At 64.9% G+C, this 15737-nt stretch carries 14 protein-coding genes and 2 pseudogenes; 7 read left to right on the top strand and 9 right to left on the bottom strand.

Features of this window, described 5'->3' with window-relative positions; translation table 11 throughout:
- Positions 1 to 45: 45 nt before the first annotated feature.
- Positions 46 to 1892: pseudogene (locus ACNANG_RS25310) on the top strand (monovalent cation:proton antiporter-2 (CPA2) family protein).
- 72 nt (positions 1893 to 1964) lie between these two features.
- Here the strand turns inward: ACNANG_RS25310 and ACNANG_RS25305 are convergent.
- A complete protein-coding gene (locus ACNANG_RS25305; protein WP_420225373.1) occupies positions 1965 to 2783 on the bottom strand; it encodes a response regulator transcription factor in 819 nt (272 codons plus the stop codon).
- A 73-nt stretch (positions 2784 to 2856) separates the two neighbouring features.
- A complete protein-coding gene (locus ACNANG_RS25300) occupies positions 2857 to 3078 on the bottom strand; it encodes a pentapeptide repeat-containing protein (RefSeq protein WP_420225372.1) in 222 nt (73 codons plus the stop codon).
- An 8-nt stretch (positions 3079 to 3086) separates the two neighbouring features.
- On the opposite strand from ACNANG_RS25300, the gene ACNANG_RS25295 reads away from it, so the two are divergent.
- Together ACNANG_RS25295 and ACNANG_RS25290 are read left to right on the top strand one after the other, a co-directional pair.
- Complete coding sequence (locus tag ACNANG_RS25295; protein WP_420225371.1) at positions 3087 to 3500, top strand: hypothetical protein; 414 nt, start codon at positions 3087 to 3089, stop codon at positions 3498 to 3500.
- Positions 3497 to 4393, top strand: coding sequence for a DMT family transporter (locus ACNANG_RS25290; RefSeq protein WP_420225370.1), 897 nt, complete (start codon positions 3497 to 3499; stop codon positions 4391 to 4393). Before ACNANG_RS25295 ends, ACNANG_RS25290 begins: the two co-directional genes overlap by 4 nt.
- Here the strand turns inward: ACNANG_RS25290 and ACNANG_RS25285 are convergent.
- Positions 4356 to 5279 carry a LysR family transcriptional regulator gene (locus ACNANG_RS25285; protein ID WP_420225369.1) on the bottom strand — a complete coding sequence of 308 codons (924 nt, stop codon included), beginning with the start codon at positions 5277 to 5279 and terminating at the stop codon, positions 4356 to 4358. The two genes, ACNANG_RS25290 and ACNANG_RS25285, sit on opposite strands and share 38 nt — an antisense overlap.
- 153 nt (positions 5280 to 5432) lie before the next feature.
- Here ACNANG_RS25285 and ACNANG_RS25280 point away from each other — a divergent pair, with 153 nt between their 5' ends.
- The 4 genes from ACNANG_RS25280 to ACNANG_RS25265 all read left to right on the top strand — a co-directional run bounded on the left by ACNANG_RS25280 (position 5433) and on the right by ACNANG_RS25265 (position 8991).
- The gene (locus tag ACNANG_RS25280) at positions 5433 to 6134 is read left to right on the top strand and encodes a pirin family protein (protein ID WP_420225368.1); all 702 of its coding nucleotides are present in this window, start codon (positions 5433 to 5435) and stop codon (positions 6132 to 6134) included.
- A 114-nt stretch (positions 6135 to 6248) separates the two neighbouring features.
- Positions 6249 to 7172, top strand: coding sequence for a rhodanese-like domain-containing protein (locus ACNANG_RS25275; protein WP_420225367.1), 924 nt, complete (start codon positions 6249 to 6251; stop codon positions 7170 to 7172).
- A 122-nt stretch (positions 7173 to 7294) separates the two neighbouring features.
- On the top strand, positions 7295 to 7837 hold the full coding sequence (gene tadA, locus ACNANG_RS25270) for a tRNA adenosine(34) deaminase TadA (RefSeq protein WP_420227662.1): 543 nt from the start codon (positions 7295 to 7297) through the stop codon (positions 7835 to 7837).
- 131 nt (positions 7838 to 7968) lie between these two features.
- Positions 7969 to 8991 carry an LD-carboxypeptidase gene (locus tag ACNANG_RS25265; RefSeq protein WP_420225366.1) on the top strand — a complete coding sequence of 341 codons (1023 nt, stop codon included), beginning with the start codon at positions 7969 to 7971 and terminating at the stop codon, positions 8989 to 8991.
- 150 nt (positions 8992 to 9141) lie between these two features.
- Here ACNANG_RS25265 and ACNANG_RS25260 read toward each other — a convergent pair whose 3' ends face one another.
- From ACNANG_RS25260 to ACNANG_RS25235, 6 genes and pseudogenes are all read right to left on the bottom strand, one after another.
- Positions 9142 to 10086 carry a phosphatidate cytidylyltransferase gene (locus tag ACNANG_RS25260; protein ID WP_420225365.1) on the bottom strand — a complete coding sequence of 315 codons (945 nt, stop codon included), beginning with the start codon at positions 10084 to 10086 and terminating at the stop codon, positions 9142 to 9144.
- 57 nt (positions 10087 to 10143) lie between these two features.
- Positions 10144 to 10764, bottom strand: coding sequence for a lysophospholipid acyltransferase family protein (locus tag ACNANG_RS25255; protein ID WP_420225364.1), 621 nt, complete (start codon positions 10762 to 10764; stop codon positions 10144 to 10146).
- A gap of 308 nt (positions 10765 to 11072) precedes the next feature.
- A complete protein-coding gene (locus ACNANG_RS25250; RefSeq protein WP_420225363.1) occupies positions 11073 to 11630 on the bottom strand; it encodes a hypothetical protein in 558 nt (185 codons plus the stop codon).
- Positions 11620 to 13047, bottom strand: a complete 1428-nt coding sequence (locus tag ACNANG_RS25245) for a dual specificity protein phosphatase family protein (RefSeq protein WP_420225362.1) — start codon at positions 13045 to 13047, stop codon at positions 11620 to 11622. The genes ACNANG_RS25250 and ACNANG_RS25245 overlap by 11 nt, the downstream gene beginning before the upstream one ends.
- Positions 13048 to 13140: 93 nt before the next feature.
- Positions 13141 to 14900 (bottom strand): annotated as a pseudogene (locus ACNANG_RS25240) (bifunctional alpha/beta hydrolase/class I SAM-dependent methyltransferase).
- A 9-nt stretch (positions 14901 to 14909) separates the two neighbouring features.
- On the bottom strand, positions 14910 to 15530 hold the full coding sequence (locus ACNANG_RS25235) for a CDP-alcohol phosphatidyltransferase family protein (RefSeq protein WP_420225361.1): 621 nt from the start codon (positions 15528 to 15530) through the stop codon (positions 14910 to 14912).
- Positions 15531 to 15737: the final 207 nt, after the last annotated feature.

The following is a 15737-nucleotide window of genomic DNA, read 5'->3' as shown; positions in this document are numbered from 1 at the left end:
CCGCCATGCAGAATGATGCCCAACTTACAAGACGGGTGATTTCGGATGGCGGTGGAAGGATACGCAAAAGAGCTGGTGCCCGTGGTGGCGCTGCTTGCAGCGGGCGTGGTGGCGGTGCCCTTGTTCAAGCGCCTGGGCCTGGGCTCGGTGCTGGGCTACCTGGCAGCCGGGCTGGTCATGGGCCCGTTTGGCTTCGACCTGTTCGGTGATCCCGACTCGGTGCTGCACATTGCCGAGCTTGGCGTGGTCATGTTCCTGTTCGTCATCGGGCTCGAGATGCAGCCGTCGCATCTCTGGAGCCTGCGCAAGGAGATCTTCGGCCTTGGCGTCGCCCAGGTCGTCGTCTGCGGCGCCATACTGACGGGTGTCGGCATCCTGGCCGGGCTGCCGCATGCGGTGGCCTTCGTCGGCGCCATGGGCTTCGTGCTGTCATCCACCGCCATCGCGGTACAGGTGCTGGACGAACAGGGCAAGACGTCCACCCCGTATGGGCAGCGCATCGTGTCCATTCTGTTGCTGGAAGACCTGGCGATCGTGCCCCTGCTGGCGCTGGTCGCCTTCGTCGGTCCGGCAACCTCCGACAGTGACGATGCATCACGCTGGGTGACGGTCGGCATTGCGATCGGATCGCTGGCGGCCTTGCTGGCTGCGGGGCGGTGGCTGCTCAACCCCATGTTCCGCATTCTGGCGGGCGCCCGCGCGCGCGAAGTCATGACGGCGGCCGCCTTGCTGGTCGTGCTGGGCGCCGCGCTGGCCATGGAACTGGGCGGGTTGTCGATGGCGCTGGGCGCCTTCGTGGCCGGCGTGCTGCTGTCGGAATCCAGCTTCCGGCACCAGCTGGAAGCCGACATCGAACCGTTTCGCGGCATTCTGCTCGGGCTGTTCTTCATGGGGGTCGGCATGTCACTGGACCTGTCGATCTTTGCCCGCGAATGGCAGGTGATCGTGGCGGGGGTGGCGGGGTACATGTCCCTCAAAGCCATCGGCATCTACGCCGTGGCGCGCGCGTTCAAGGGCTCGCACATCGAAGCGATCCGCCGCGCCGCCGTGCTCGCCCAAGGCGGCGAATTTGCCTTCGTGCTCTATTCGGCCGCGGGCGCCGCGGGCATTCTTGACGTCAACACCAGCGCCATCTTCACGGCCATCGTCATCCTGTCGATGGCGCTGACGCCTCTCGCGCTGATCGCCGCGCGCAAGCTGTTCCCGAACCGGAAAGAAGTGTCGATGGAAGGGATCGAGCGGGCGTCCAGCGCCGAGGGCGAAGTGCTGATCATCGGTTTCGGCCGCTTTTCGCAGGTCGCCAGCCAGGCACTGCTGGCCCGCGGCATCAACATCACCATTATCGAAAACGATCCCGACATGATCCGGTCGGCCGGCAATTTCGGCTTCCAGGTGTTCTATGGCGACGGGTCGCGGCTCGAAGATCTGCGCACATCGGGTGCGGCCAGTGCGCGCGCGATCCTGGTCTGCGTCGACGACGAGAAAACCACTGATCGCATCGTCGAACTGGTACAGCACAACTTCCCCGTTCGCAGCTGTACGTGCGTTCGTACGACCGGCGTCACGCCCTGGCGTTGATCGGCAAGGGCGTCGACTACCAGATCCGCGAAACATTCGAATCCGCCATGGCCATGGGCGAAGCGGCGCTGCGCGGCCTTGGCGTGACGGACGATGACGTCGTCACGCTGATGACCGAAGTACGGCGGCGGGATGAAGAGCGTCTTGAACTGCAGATTGCCGGCGGGCTGCTGGCGGGCCGCAGCGTGGACCGCGGGCGGTTCCCGATGCCTGCGCCATTGACCGAACCCAAGGGGCCGGGGCGGGCGCTGAACCCGGAGGCGGCGCAGGCTTTGCGGGACAAGGAAGCCGCGGAGCAGGAGGCGGCTTCCTGAGCTCCCGGCCAAGGCTGACTTGCCGGCGAGCGGTCGGGAAGGTCTGCTTCCCGGTCTGAGGGCAGGGAAGGCTTACTTCCCTGTGGGCCACCACCGGACCAGGTCGGGTGGGGCGGTATCGAATTCGAAGTCGTCGTCTGGCGCGGCGTTACTGAAAGGTGTGTCGGTTACTGTCGAGCGGGATACATGATGAAACACGTCGGGCGCCGCTACCACAGTGGGGGCGTCCCAATCGAAGCTGGCGCCGCGCCGGGACGCTTCATACACCGCTTCGGATTTGCTGTTCACGCCAAGCCGTCGATAGAGTGCGTAAGCGTGAGATTTGGCGGTTGAGATCGAGATGTTGAGCAGTTCGCCCACCGCCTGGATCGAGTGGCCCCTGGCCAAGGCGACCAGCACTTCGTACTGTCTGGCAGTGATGCCAAGCAATTCCATGTCGGCATTCTGCTGCTGACCGGGCGGATCCAGCGGCTTGACCAGACGGGACGTCAGGCCCGGAGACACGGGCTGCTGCACCGCCGGAAAGCAGCGGCCGCCCACCCGGACCAGCCGGATCGACGCCACCAGCACCTCTACCGAGGCGCCACTGTCCACACAGCCGCGTACATTGGACGCCGCGGGCAGCATGGGGGTGACCACAATCGGATCAGGGGACAGGAACAGGATGTTGGGACGCACGATAGACGCGGCAATCGCGACGTCGCGGGCAAGCGCATCCGTCTCGGTCGGAAGCGAGAACAGGATCATGTCGGCGCCTGCGTAGGCTTGGGGGTGACGCAGGTCGTGCGTCGAACGGGGAATAGGCACCCAGGTTGGATCGACTTCGGTGAGAATCTGCTGCAACCCACGCTGGAGCACCGGGTGGGTTTCAGTGATGATGATATCGACCATGTAGGCCTCTTCCTTACAGATGAAGTGTCGATAACTTAACCGCAACTCAGCCATTCGGACGCTTCACAGTATTTCAAGTTGTCAATCCGGATTGGTCCCGAGCGCGGCAGTTTCCGCCAAGTTGCGGGTCGGCGATGCAGTGGGGCCGGCATGATGCCACAAGCGCGCCGGGGTGCCAGGTGGGCAGCCGCCGCGCCAGGCGATATGTCGTACCCTTGGTGGCTGTCTCAGTCAGCCTTGCTCCGTTCAACCTTGCTCCATTCACCCTTGCCCCCGTCAACCTTGCCTCAGTCATCCGTACCCGTGCCCTCTACCGGTCCAGGCTTCTGGCGCACCGCCGCCATGGTGGTCGTCGTTCTCTGGTTCGGCATTGGCGGCGTCGCGCATTTCGTGGCGGCCGATCTATTCGCCTCCACGATTCCGCCGTTTCTTCCCTGGGCGCTGCAGGCGGTCTATATCACTGGCGCCTTGGAACTGCTGGGCGCGGTCGGCCTGATGTGGCCGCCCAGCCGACGGGCTGCGGGCTGGGGCCTCATCGCGCTGACGGTCTGCGTGACGCCGGCCAATATCTACATGTGGCTGCACCCGGAACTGTTTCCGCGGATCCCGCCCGCTGCCTTGCTATGGCGTCTGCCGTTGCAGGTCGTCCTTCTGGCCGTGATTGCATTTGGCAGCCAGCCATCGCAGCGCGTGTCCGTCAGCGAGCGTCGTTCATGACCGTCGGGCATGTACTGGCGCCCCTGCTGGCGGTGATGATCTGGGCGATCAACACGATTGTCAGCAAGCTCGCTGCCGGGGTGATCGACCCGGCCGCCATCTCGCTCTACCGCTGGGTGCTGGCCGGAGGCCTGCTCGGTCTCGTGTTCGGCCGTTCGGTGTGGCGTGTGCGCGCTCGGGTCGTGGGTCTGTTGCCCAAGCTGTTCGTATTGAGCATGCTGGGCATGGTGCTGTACCAATGCCTGGCCTACCTGGCTGCCAGCACCACCACCGCGACGAATATGGGAATCGTCATTTCGCTGATGCCGTTGCTGGCGATGGTGCTGAGCGTGCTGCTATTACGCGAGGTCATTACCCTAGGCGCCGTCCTGGGCGGCCTGCTGTCGATGGCCGGCCTGGCGTACCTGCTCAGTCATGGCGATCCGGCCGCACTGCTGACCGCCGGCGTGCGCCTGGGCGACGGACTGATGCTGCTCGCCAGCCTGGCCTATGCCGCCTACGCGGTGCTGCTGAAGAAATGGAAGCTGCCCCTGGGCAACTGGCAATCGCTGACAGTGCAGACCTGGTGCGCGGTCCCGGTGCTGTTCGTCTACTACCTGTTCAACGGCGCGCCGCCCATCACGCAAGCGGGCCTGCCTCTGGTGCTGTATGCCGGCATTCCGGCTTCGGTGTTGGCGCCGTTTCTTTGGATGCTGGGCATCACCCGCCTGGGACCCATGCGCGCGACAGCGCTCATGAACCTGCTGCCGGTGTTCACCGTGGCGATTGCCATGGCGTTTCTGGGCGAGACGCTGCATGCGTACGACGTGATCGGCGGCGCGGTGACCTTGCTGGGGGTGGTGGTGGCACAGGCCATCAAGACGCCGCTGCTGAGGCGGGATAGGGAACACTGACGCCCCGCACGCAGTCCTGCAGGATTTCCGACAGTTCGCGGGCCGCCGGGCCAATCTGCCCAGGCTTGCCCGACACCAGATACAGCGGCACGCGCCGAGTGCCGCCTTCAGTCAGCGGCAGCGGCGCCACGCGGCCGGTGTCCAGCATGGGCTGGATCACATGACGGGGCAGCCACGCAAATCCCAGCCCGCTGGCCACCATGTCTGCCGATGTTTCCATGCTCGTTACCGTCCAGCGCTGCGCGGCGCCCAGCCACCCATCATCGCGTGGCTTGCTGGTACCGGAATCGCGAGCCACGATCTGCAATTCCAGGCGCAGATCGTCCATGGTCAGCGCGCGCCCCAAGTGGAAGAGGGCGTGGTCGGGGTGGGCCACGGCGATGAATTCCACATCGATCAGCAGCTTGCCCAGGAACTGCGACGGCACGCGGGTGCCGATCACGATATCCGCGCCCTGGTCGAGAAGGGCTTCGTCCGCGCCCGACAGCACCACCTCGCGCAACTGCACGCGGGTCTGCGTGACCGATTGGGTAAAACGCGCCAGCGCGCGAAGCAGCAAGGGTTTGGGAAAGGCCACGTCCACCGCCAGTCCGATCTCGGATTCCCAGCCTTGCCGCAGGCTGGCTGCCGTGTGCTCCAGCCGGTGCGCACCCGCAAGCAGTTCGGACGCGCTGCGCAGCAAGGCCTTGCCATGGTCGGTCAATTGCGCTTTGCGTCCAACCATGACCAGCAAGTCGACGCCTACCTGTTCCTGCAGGCGCGACACCATGTAGCTGACCGATGACTGGCTGCGATGCAGATGTTCGGCCGCCTGGGCAAAACCGCCGTGATCGACGATGGCCTGCAGCACGGCCCACTGTTCAAGAGTCGTTCGGGGGATGCGCATTGGAGTGGGTGAGCTTGCTGACAGTAATGCCGACAATATATCGGATTATCCGATCAAATCAGCCAGATCTTTGCGCTTATCGATCGGATAAACACGGCGTAAAGTTCACTCCATGCCAACAACGACCGACACGGTCCTGACAGGAGCCACATCATGAACCTTGTACGCAAAGCTGAAGATCGGGGTCACGCCGCACACGGATGGCTGAACAGCCATCACACGTTTTCCTTCGCCGAATACCACAACCCCAAGGAAATGGGCTGGAGCGACCTGCGCGTGATCAATGACGACACGGTGGCGCCGGGGCAAGGCTTTGGCGAACACGGCCATCGCGACATGGAAATCATTTCCTACGTGCTGGACGGCGCGCTGGAACACAAGGACTCGATGGGCACCGGGTCGGTGATCCGGCCGGGAGACGTGCAGCTCATGAGCGCCGGCACCGGGGTGCGGCACAGCGAGTTCAACCATTCGCGTACCGATACGGTCAACTTTCTGCAGATCTGGATCTTGCCCAAGTTCAAGGGCGTGCGTCCCAGCTATCAGGAACGCCAATTCGACGCGGCCGAAAAGCGGGGGCGTCTGCGTGTGGTGGTGTCGCCCGATGGCCGTGACGGTTCGCTGACGGTGAACCAGGACGCAACGTTGTATGCCGGCCTGCTGGATGGCAGTGAACGGGTGGTCCAGGCCATCGACCCAAGCCGCAAGGGCTACGTGCATGTGGCGCGCGGCGCCCTGACGGTGAACGGACACGCGCTCAAGGCCGGCGATGCCCTGAAGGTGGCCGACGAACGCGAAGTCGTGTTCGAAGGCGGCCAGAACGCCGAAGTGCTGTATTTCGATCTGGCGGCATGATCGCCACACGCTGATTGCGCGGGTCCGGGCAGCCGGGGGCAGGAGTAGAATGCCCCTCGGCTGCTGCCGCCGGGTCCTGACCGCGCCAGCACGCGCGCAAGGAATCCCCGCGTCATGTCCTTCCTTTTCCATCTCATCGAGCAATATGGCCTGCTGATCGTGTTCGCGAACGTTTTCGTGGAACAGCTCGGCGCGCCTATTCCCGCGTATCCGACGCTTGTGATCACCGGCGCCATGCTGGGGCGGGGTGAACTGTCCGCGCCGCTGCTGCTGGGCGTGGCGATCGTGTCGGCCCTGCTTGCGGACACCCTGTGGTACGAGGCTGGCAAGCGATATGGCGGACGCGTGATGTCGACGCTGTGCCGCATTTCCATTTCGCCCGATACCTGTGTGCGCCAGACGGCGTCGGTGTATGCGCGGTGGGGCGCGTGGTCCTTGCTGGTCGCCAAGTTCATTCCGGGCTTTGCGTCCCTCGCCAGCGCCCTGGCCGGCATGGTGGGCACGCCGCGCCGCACCTTCGTGCTGTTCGACGGGCTGGGCGCCGCGCTGTGGGCGGGGTCGGCCATTGCGCTGGGTTCCATCTTCAGCAGCGGCATCGACGAACTCCTGATCGCCCTGACCGAACTCGGCAAATGGGGCCTTCTGCTGGTCGCTGCGTTGTTCGCCGTCTTTATCGGGAAAAAACTGTGGCAGCGGCACACCCTGCTGCGGTCGCTGCACATGGCGCGCGTGACGGTGGCGGAATGGAAAGCGCTGCACGACCAGGGACTGACACCAACGGTGCTGGACGTGCGCACGCCGCTGCTGCAGCAGCAAGGACGCATCCCCGGCGCGATCGCGGTGCCGATCGAGGGCATGAAAGGTTTCGTGCTGGAAGGCCGGCCCGACGACGAAGTAATTGTGTATTGCGCGTGTCCGAACGAGATCTCGGCGGCGCAACTGGCGTCGCAATTGCGCAGACAGGGTTTTCAGCGCGTCCGTCCGCTGACAGGCGGCATCGAAGCGTGGATCGCCGCCGGGCATCCGGTGGAGAAATAGGGGTGGCGGGGCAGGAGAAGAGGGGCGACGCGGTGATCGGCTCGGCGGTCAGGGCACAAGCCCGGCCGCAGACTGGAACAGCGGGCCTGGCGGGCGATGCCACCGCCATCGATCGCCATCATATGGCGCGGGCGCTGGTGCTGGCCGGGCAGGCATGGGACCGTGGCGAAGTGCCCGTGGGCGCGGTGGTGGTCGCGGCCGATGGCCGCGTGCTGGGCGAAGGGTCCAATCGTCCGATCGGCAATAGTGACCCCACTGCCCATGCCGAGATCGTTGCCTTGCGCAGCGCCTGCGCCGCCGCGGGCAATTACCGGCTGCCCGGCGCGACGCTGTACGTGACGCTGGAACCTTGCGCGATGTGCATGGGTGCGATGCTGCACACGCGGCTGGCGCGCGTCGTGTTCGGCGCGCCGGATCCCAAGACGGGGGTGTGCGGGGGCACGATCAACCTGCCTGCCGTGACGCAGCTCAATCACCAGACGGTGGTGGAAGGCGGCGTGCTGGCAGCGGAATGCGCGGAGGTGTTGCGCGCGTTCTTCAGGGCAAGGCGGGATGCCGTGAAGGCGCGGCGACTGGCGGAACGCGAGGGCAGTGCTCCGGTGCTGCAATTGCCTGAAGCGGGTGCGGACGGGACGTCTCCGCCGCGGGGCGTTCCTGATGCATGATCTGACTCCCTCAGTTACCTGACGCTCTGGCCCGTCGCGCGCGTTTGGCCACGCCGCCGTTCCGGGCGACAATGCGGCTGCCTTTTTCTGCCTTTGGACCGCCTCCCTCATGCCTGTCTGCCCCCTCTGCGATGCCCCCGACGCCAACGCCGCCGCTGCGACCCCCGCGCCGCCGTGCGCCTGCCCGGCCTGGCATCTACCTGGTGTCGCCATCGGGCGCGGTGCTCGATCCGGACACGCTCATGCGAGCCAAGACCCATCTGACCGCCGAAGGCTTCACAGTATCGATGGACCGTGGCGCATCACTGCGTCACGAGCGGTTCGCGGGCACCGACGCGCAGCGCCTGGCTGGGTTGCAACGCGCCGCCAGGCAAAAGTCGTCCTTCGTGATGGCCACGCGCGGCGGTTATGGCATGTCGCGGCTGCTGGACCGGATCGACTGGAAAGCGATGGCCGACAGCGGCAAGACCTTTATCGGGCACAGCGATTTCACGGCTTTCCAGCTGGCTTTGCTCGCCAAGACTGGCGCCGTCAGTTATGCCGGGCCGATGGCTGTCTTCGACTTTGGCGGCAAGCGCGTGGACGACCTGACCGCGGCATTGTTCGGCGAAACCCTGCGCGGCGAACTGGAAGTCCTGAGTTTCGACAGCCCGGACTCGGATCCGGTCGATGCCCGCGGTGTGCTGTGGGGCGGCAACCTTGCCATGCTGGTGTCCTTGATCGGCACGCCTTACCTGCCCAAGATCAAAGGCGGCGTGCTGTTCCTGGAAGACGTCAACGAGCACCCGTACCGGGTCGAACGGATGCTGCTGCAATTGCATCAGGCCGGCGTGCTCGCCAAGCAAAAGGCGATCGTGCTGGGCAGCTTTACCGACTACAAGCTGTCTCCGCTGGATGGCGGATACGACATGGCGTCGGTACACGCGTGGTTGCGCCGCGAAGTCAAGGTGCCGGTAGTGACCGACCTGCCTTTCGGGCATGTCAAGACCAAGGCAACCTTGCCGGTGGGCGAACGCGTCGGTATCGCGACCGAGGACGGCATGGCGCATCTGGTGTTCGAGGCGCATGAGCGCAATCATGCGGGGCACGATCACGATCACGATCATGACCATGATCACGGTTCCGATCATGGTCATGCTCACGGCCACACCTGACTGCCCGATCGCACGTGATCAAGCGACCGCGACAAGCTACACAGTCACGTCCGCAACCATGGCGCCGAACTGACCTGCTGCGTGCGCATGTCACGCAGTTGGGCGGTTACGCCGTCGTGCATCCCCGCACCCTAGACACGCCAGCCGGCCTCATGTCCACCAGTACCGGACCACATTGAAGAAGATCGGGGCGGCAAAACACACTGAGTCCAGGCGGTCCAGCATGCCGCCGTGACCTTCGATCATGTGGCCCCAGTCCTTCACGCCGCGATCCCGTTTGATCGCCGACATCACCAGCCCGCCAAAGAACCCGAGCAGGTTCAGCAGCAAGGCGATCAAGCCCGACTGCCAGGGATTGAAGGGCGTGATCCAGTACAGCGCGGCCCCGAGCAAGGACGCCAGCGCCAGCCCACCCACGAAGCCCTCCAGCGTTTTGGACGGCGACAGGTGCGGCGCGATCTTGCGCTTGCCGAACAGCTTGCCGCACACATACTGCAGCACGTCAGACGACTGCACCACGATCACGAGGTAGGCAATCAGCAGCAGATTGCGATCGGCATAGCCCGGAATGTCCAGTGTCAGCAGCGCGGGCACATGCGAAATGCAGAAGACTGCGATCATCAAGCCCCACTGCACCGTGGACGCGCGTTCCAGAAACCGCGTGGCGTCGCCATGCAGGGTCGACAGGATAGGCAACAGCAGAAACGTGTAGACCGGAATGAAGATGGCGAACATGCCGTACCAGTTCATGCCGATCAGGATGTACTGCAGGGGCAGGGCAAGATAGAACGCCGCCACGAGCGCCGGGTAGTCGCCCCGGCGTGTCGGGGCCAGGGTGATGAATTCGCGCAGCGCGTAGAAAGACACTGCGTAGAACAGGAGGATGACGGCCCAGCGCCCCAGCAGGAACGCCAGGCCGATCACCAGCACCATCACCCACCAGGCATTGATGCGCGAATTCAGGTTGTCGATGACCGAATGCGGTCCCGGGCCCGCGCGCCATTTCAGCAGAAAGCCAACCAGAGAGGCAAAGGCCAGCACCGCACCAATGCCAACGAAAAGTACGAACGTGTGGTCGTGCATCAGATCGCCCATGGGGTAGCCGCGCGAAGGGGGGATCCAGGTGGATCGTGCTGCAAGGCTGCCCGCTCATCACCCGTGCTCCGTCGACAGGGACATCAAGGCACGTCGGGCGCGTTCCAGAAATTCCTCTTTGGCCTCACCCTCGGCCACGTGCAGCGGCGCGCCGAAGCTCAACGTGCACAGAAGGGGCAGGGGAATCACGCTGCCCTTGGGCATGACCCGCTTCAGGTTCGAAATCCATACCGGTATCAGCTCCACGGCGGGGCGCTCCAGCCCCAACCGGTAGATACCGCTCTTGAAAGGCAGCAGGCCTTCTTCCATGTTGCGCGTGCCTTCCGGAAACAGGATCAGCGAATCGCCCGCGTCCAGCGCGTCCAGCATTGGCTGCAGCGGATTGGCAGACGGGTCGCTGCGTTGGCGTTCAACCAGCACGCCATTGAAAACCTTGTGGATCAGGTAACGCCGCGTGGCGCTGGTGTGCCAATAATCCGCGCCCGCTACCGGCCGTGTGCGTGCCCGTAACGCCGGCGGCAGTGACGACCACAGCAGCACGAAGTCGGCGTGGCTGCTGTGGTTGGCAAAGTAGATGCGCTGCACCGGCTGCGGCGCGCAACCCAGCCACAAGGCACGCGCACCCGTCAACGCGCGCGCGCCGGCGGTGATGGCGAGCGCTGCAACGGGCGCAAGCATGCTGGGCCCCTCCGGCGGGCCAGGGGGAATGCGGGGATCCGGATACATTGGCTGAGGGGCGGAAGGCGTCGTGTCGGACGGCGTCGCCGGACCTGACGTGTGTATTGGCGGTGGCGTCATTGTTGGCGTGGCGCGGTCGTTGGACCTGGCGGCATCGTTGAAGAGAGTCTCATCGTCGGGCTCCGCTTTGTCTTTATGCTTGGCCGCATCGAATGGCGTCGCATCGGCGTGGTGCATGGCGGCATCGATCGGCGGGGTTCCGGGTTCGGGGTTCTGGGTTCTTGGTGCAGGCATCCTTGGTGGCGCCGTCACCCGTATGCGGGAAACAGCCAGGGCATGGCAAGCAGGCTGCTGACCGTCAACGCCACCTGAAAGCCCACGATCGCGGCCTGGACGACCAGCAGCCTCAAGGCCCCGCGTGTGCGCGGCGCAAGCGGCCGGCCCGCCAGGCGCGCGGGCATCAGGCCCGTGCCGACCAGCATCGCGTCCATGGCAGCCAGGCGCGAGGTCAGCCTATCCGTGACGTGCTCCCCGGCGCCTGGCGCATCGCCACCTCCCGGCGCCTCGCCACGCTCCGGCCCGTTATCTCTATCCAGCCCATCATCGCTACTCAGCGCATCGCCATGGCCCAGCGCCTCGAACAGATCGGCATCCAGCGCGACGCGCATTGCCCAGACCTTCTGCAACACGCCTACCAGCACCAGCAAGGTCGCCAGTGCGCTACCGATCCGGGTGCCAAAACCCATCGGCCACTGCAGCAGCCCCCAGGCCAACGCGATGATCGTAATGGACGACGACAGGTGATCCAGCTGCCGCCCGCGCCGCAGCACGCTGGCAAGGGTGAGCAGGCCGAGGTCAGGCGGCATGGGGCGTTTCCGGTAGAAGGCGTGGGGTGTCAATCACCGCATGGTGGACTGCACTCAGCACCGCGCGGTGCCGGGCCGTCAACACGACCTGCGGACGGGCGCGCTGCAGCAGCGCCACGGCATCGTCCACCGAGGCTGCGCGTCCGCTGCACAACAGCCACGCCGCGACGGCGGTGGCGCTGCGTGAATACCCCAGCGCGCAGGCAACCAGCACGGGGCCGCGCTGCCGCATCTGTTCGATGGCGTCGGCCGCCGCCAGGCAGGTTGAAACATTGGGGACAGTCAGGTCCAGAACAGGAAAAGTGGCATACGCACATCCAGCGGGATCGACGCCGATTTCCGCGGTCATGTCGATCAAGCTTATGTCATGCAGCTTCCTGTCATTCGAGCTCATGCCATTCAAGCTCCTGCCATTCGAGCACATGTCTTTGAAGCCCATGCCGTTCGAGCCCATGTCATTGAAGCTCATGCCATTCGAGCTCACGCCCACCCAGCCATGGATGCCCGGCGCCTGCGAAGGCTTCCACGCCCGTAACGGCCCCAGCCACACCCCATCGACCACCGCATCCGCGTGATGATGCCGTCGCGTCCACCATGCCGCATTGATCCGCGCCGCCACCAGATAGGGCGCGAACAACCAGCGTGCGGCCAGGCTCAACGTGCCATCGGGCCGCTTCTGGAAACCTTCCGGCCCCAGCCACGCATAGTTCAGGGCTACCAGACCCAGCGACAGCGCAGGCCATGCCAGCCACAGCGCTGCGCCACCCCGGCAGGCCAGCAGCGCGAACACCCCGGCGCCGGCCAGGTAGCGCCACGCCAGCCTGCGGCGCGCCGCGTCCGTGGTGAACGTGGCCTTCAGCGTGGGTGCCCGCCGGTGATCCGGCCACAGCCACACACACAGCCATCCGGCCAGAACGCCTGTTGGCAGATCAATGAAATGGTGCTGCCAGGTCGTCAACACCGACAGCCCGATCAGGGCAAACCACCCATGCACCAGCAGCTTCCAGATGCCGCGCGAATGCGCCGCGTAGCACACCCACAGCACGACCAGGAGCGTGATGTGCAAGGACGGCGCCTGATTGAACGGCTTGTCAAAGCCCATCAGGACGTCGAACATCCAGCCGAACACCCCGTCTTGCGCGGGGCGGTCCACACTGAAGCGCAGCGGGAACAGCAGGAAGCACGTCACGGCAATCGCCTGCGCGGTCAGCAGCCGGCGGCCATGCGTATCCAGTTCGCGCTTCGTTGCGCAAAGAAGCAATGACAGCCCGTACAACAGGTCGATCGACCAATACGGCACGATCGTCCACGGCCACAAGGGAATCAGATGTTCCCAGCCAAACACCACGCTGCCCACCTGCGCGCGTTGCGCCGTCGCCCAGGTCGCAAAGCCGTAGGTGCCAAAAAAGCGGTGCAAGCAGCAACAGCCACAGCACCGCTCGTTTCCAGAGCCCAGGCGGCCGCACCGACAGATCGTCGGGCGCGGCCACGTCTGCGGGCAGGGCGGTTGTCATCCGCCCACGCGCTGCGCCAGGCACACGGTAAAGATGCCCCATTCGTCGATGCGCTGTTCCACCTTTCGGAACCCCGCGGCTTCGACCAGCTGATCCATTTCGTCCTGGCTGCGCCGGCGCATCACCCACGCCGTGCCGTCACGGTGGCTGGTCAGCGCGCGCGCGATCAGTTCCAGCTGGGGATGCCACGGTTGCCCGGTATACACCAGATAACCGCCAGGCTCGATGGCATCGGCCAGGCCAGCCAGGGATTGCGACACCATGCGGTTGTCGCCGAACAGTTCGTACAGGCCCGACACGACACCGACCGTGGGGCGAGGGTCGATGGCGGCGAGGCTGGCACGATCGAAGGCATCGGCGCGCTCGAAGCGTGCAATGTCGGACAGGTCCCGTTGGTCGATCACGGCTCGGCCATCGCGCACATTGATGTCGCTGTAGTCCCGCAAAAGAATGGACTCGGGCAAGGGTCCGCGGGCGGTCAAGGCGTCCAGCACGTATCGGCCATGCCCCGCGGCGATGTCCACGATGCGAACCGGACGGTCTTGCGCGCGCAGCCGCGCCATGGCCAGCCGCAGCAGTTCTTCCACGTGCAGCTTGCGTTGGCGGATTCCGCGCCAGCCTATCGATTCCAGGTAGTTCTTGTCCATCATCCGGCCAATCGGCGTCTTGCCGGTGGGCTGGTTGCGATAAACATAATCCAGGGTGCTGCCCGAATCGAAGCCGGTATCGTGCCCCAGCTTGATGCCGGTCGACCAATGCCGTCCAAAGCCCAGGCTGGCCCGAGTGAAACGCCAGTACAGGCCACGCAGCGAATTCGGGGGAAGCGGGGTCGCCAGGGCTTCCGCCTCGGCGCAGGACGGGCCGACCCGGTCCGCGTTGAGCAAGCTCAATCGCTGCAAAGGCTGGTCGAATTGCTGCTGGATGAACCGCCGTGCGCGGCCGATCGGAACCGCGCGATCTTTCTCGCCCAGCGTGTCGTGAAAGAACCCGGGCAGGATATGCAGTTCCTTGCGGGGGTGGCTCAGGCGATCAAAAAGCGTTGCTGCGGCCCGCGATGCACCACGAAGTCCGACCCCGACACCAGCACCTGCGTCGGCACCTGGATTGCCTGCGCGTCGGCCACGATGCGCTCCGCGGTCTCGTACAGTCCCAGCAGCACGTTGACCGAAATCGCTTTGGTAATCAGCGGGTCGCTGTCGTAGGACGCAATGCGCGCCGGGTCATGCGTCAGGAACCTGGCCTTGACGTAGCTGTTTACGAAGAAATTGCCGCGAAAGCGGCGCATCAGCCGCAGTCCGGGCAGCGCGAAGGGCACGTACAGCTTGACCTTGAACGCCGGGGACGCGAGCACCAGCGACCGGATCTTGGGCGCATAGTCATGCACCCAGGCAGCGGCCAGGACGGCGCCTACGCTTTGCGCGATCACGGCCATATTGCCGATCGCGATGTCATGCGTGCGGCACAGATGCTGCACGAACGTGTTGATGTCGCGCACGCTGGTGCCGACGCTGGGGCTGTCGCCGCGTTCGCCGGGTGACTCGCCGTGCCCGCGAGCGTCCCACGCAAACACGTCGAAACCGGGCAGGTCGATCTCATCGGCAATATGTCCGATGCGGCCCGAATGTTCGTGGCCGCGATGGAACAGGATCAGGGCGCGGCGCGGCACGCCGGCGGTTTCGACCTGGGCGGGCCAATGGCGATAGAACAGGGTCTGCTGGTCGTGGGTCGTAAAGGTATGGGACTGGCCGGCACGCATGCGACGTTCCTATTCGGTGGGAGCAAGGGCCGCCGCTTCGACAAGTCCGCGGTGCACCCGGTTGTAGATCGTGACGACCAGCAGGACAGCCACGACGATCAGCAGCAGATTCAGCAGAAAAGCCGGCACGCCGATCGCCGCCGCCAGTCCCAGTACCCCGAAGCAAAACGCACGGTCGCTCTTGCCCATGGGGCCGTCGTAACGCCGCGTCGCCCCGACCATCAGGCCCAGCACGCCAGCGTATTCGCTGATCGTGGCCAGCAACACCACCAGGATCACCCAGCCGGTCGCCACCCCGAACAGCGCAGCAAAGGGCAGGTACAGGGCGGCGTCCGCCACCACGTCGCACAGCTCGTTCAGATACGCGCCCAGGCGCGACTGCTGGCCGAATTCCCGCGCCAGCATCCCGTCGATGGCGTTCAGCGCCATGCGGGCAAACATCCACAGGGGAACCAGAATGAACAGCCAGGGGTGATTCGCCTGGAACGCGAGGAACAGTCCCAGCAACACGGACACCACCGCGGCGAACACGGTGACCTGGTTGGCGGTCACGCCTTTGGCATGCAATTGAACGACACGCGGCCGGAGCAGAGCCTGGAAGCGCGGCTTGAGCTGATAGATGGAGATCATGTGGCCAGACTGTTGTTGTTGTGGATGGCGACAGGCCGATTATCACCTAAACCTATCTGCCTGCTGAGTCGTCCGTATTGTCGCCGCAGTGTTTAACCCGCGGTTATCCGTGGCTCAGCCGCTTTGTAAGCAAATCCAAACTGGAAAGTGTGCGGGGTCCCAAAGGGACCCCGCTTCATCAGGCGATGTGCTGCGTACGGCGCCGTA

The sequence above is a fragment of the Pigmentiphaga litoralis genome, from assembly GCF_048632615.1.
Lineage (GTDB): Bacteria > Pseudomonadota > Gammaproteobacteria > Burkholderiales > Burkholderiaceae_B > Pigmentiphaga > Pigmentiphaga litoralis_B.
Note: the sequence above shows the minus strand (reverse complement) of the source record. Positions and strands in the feature narration are given on the sequence as shown.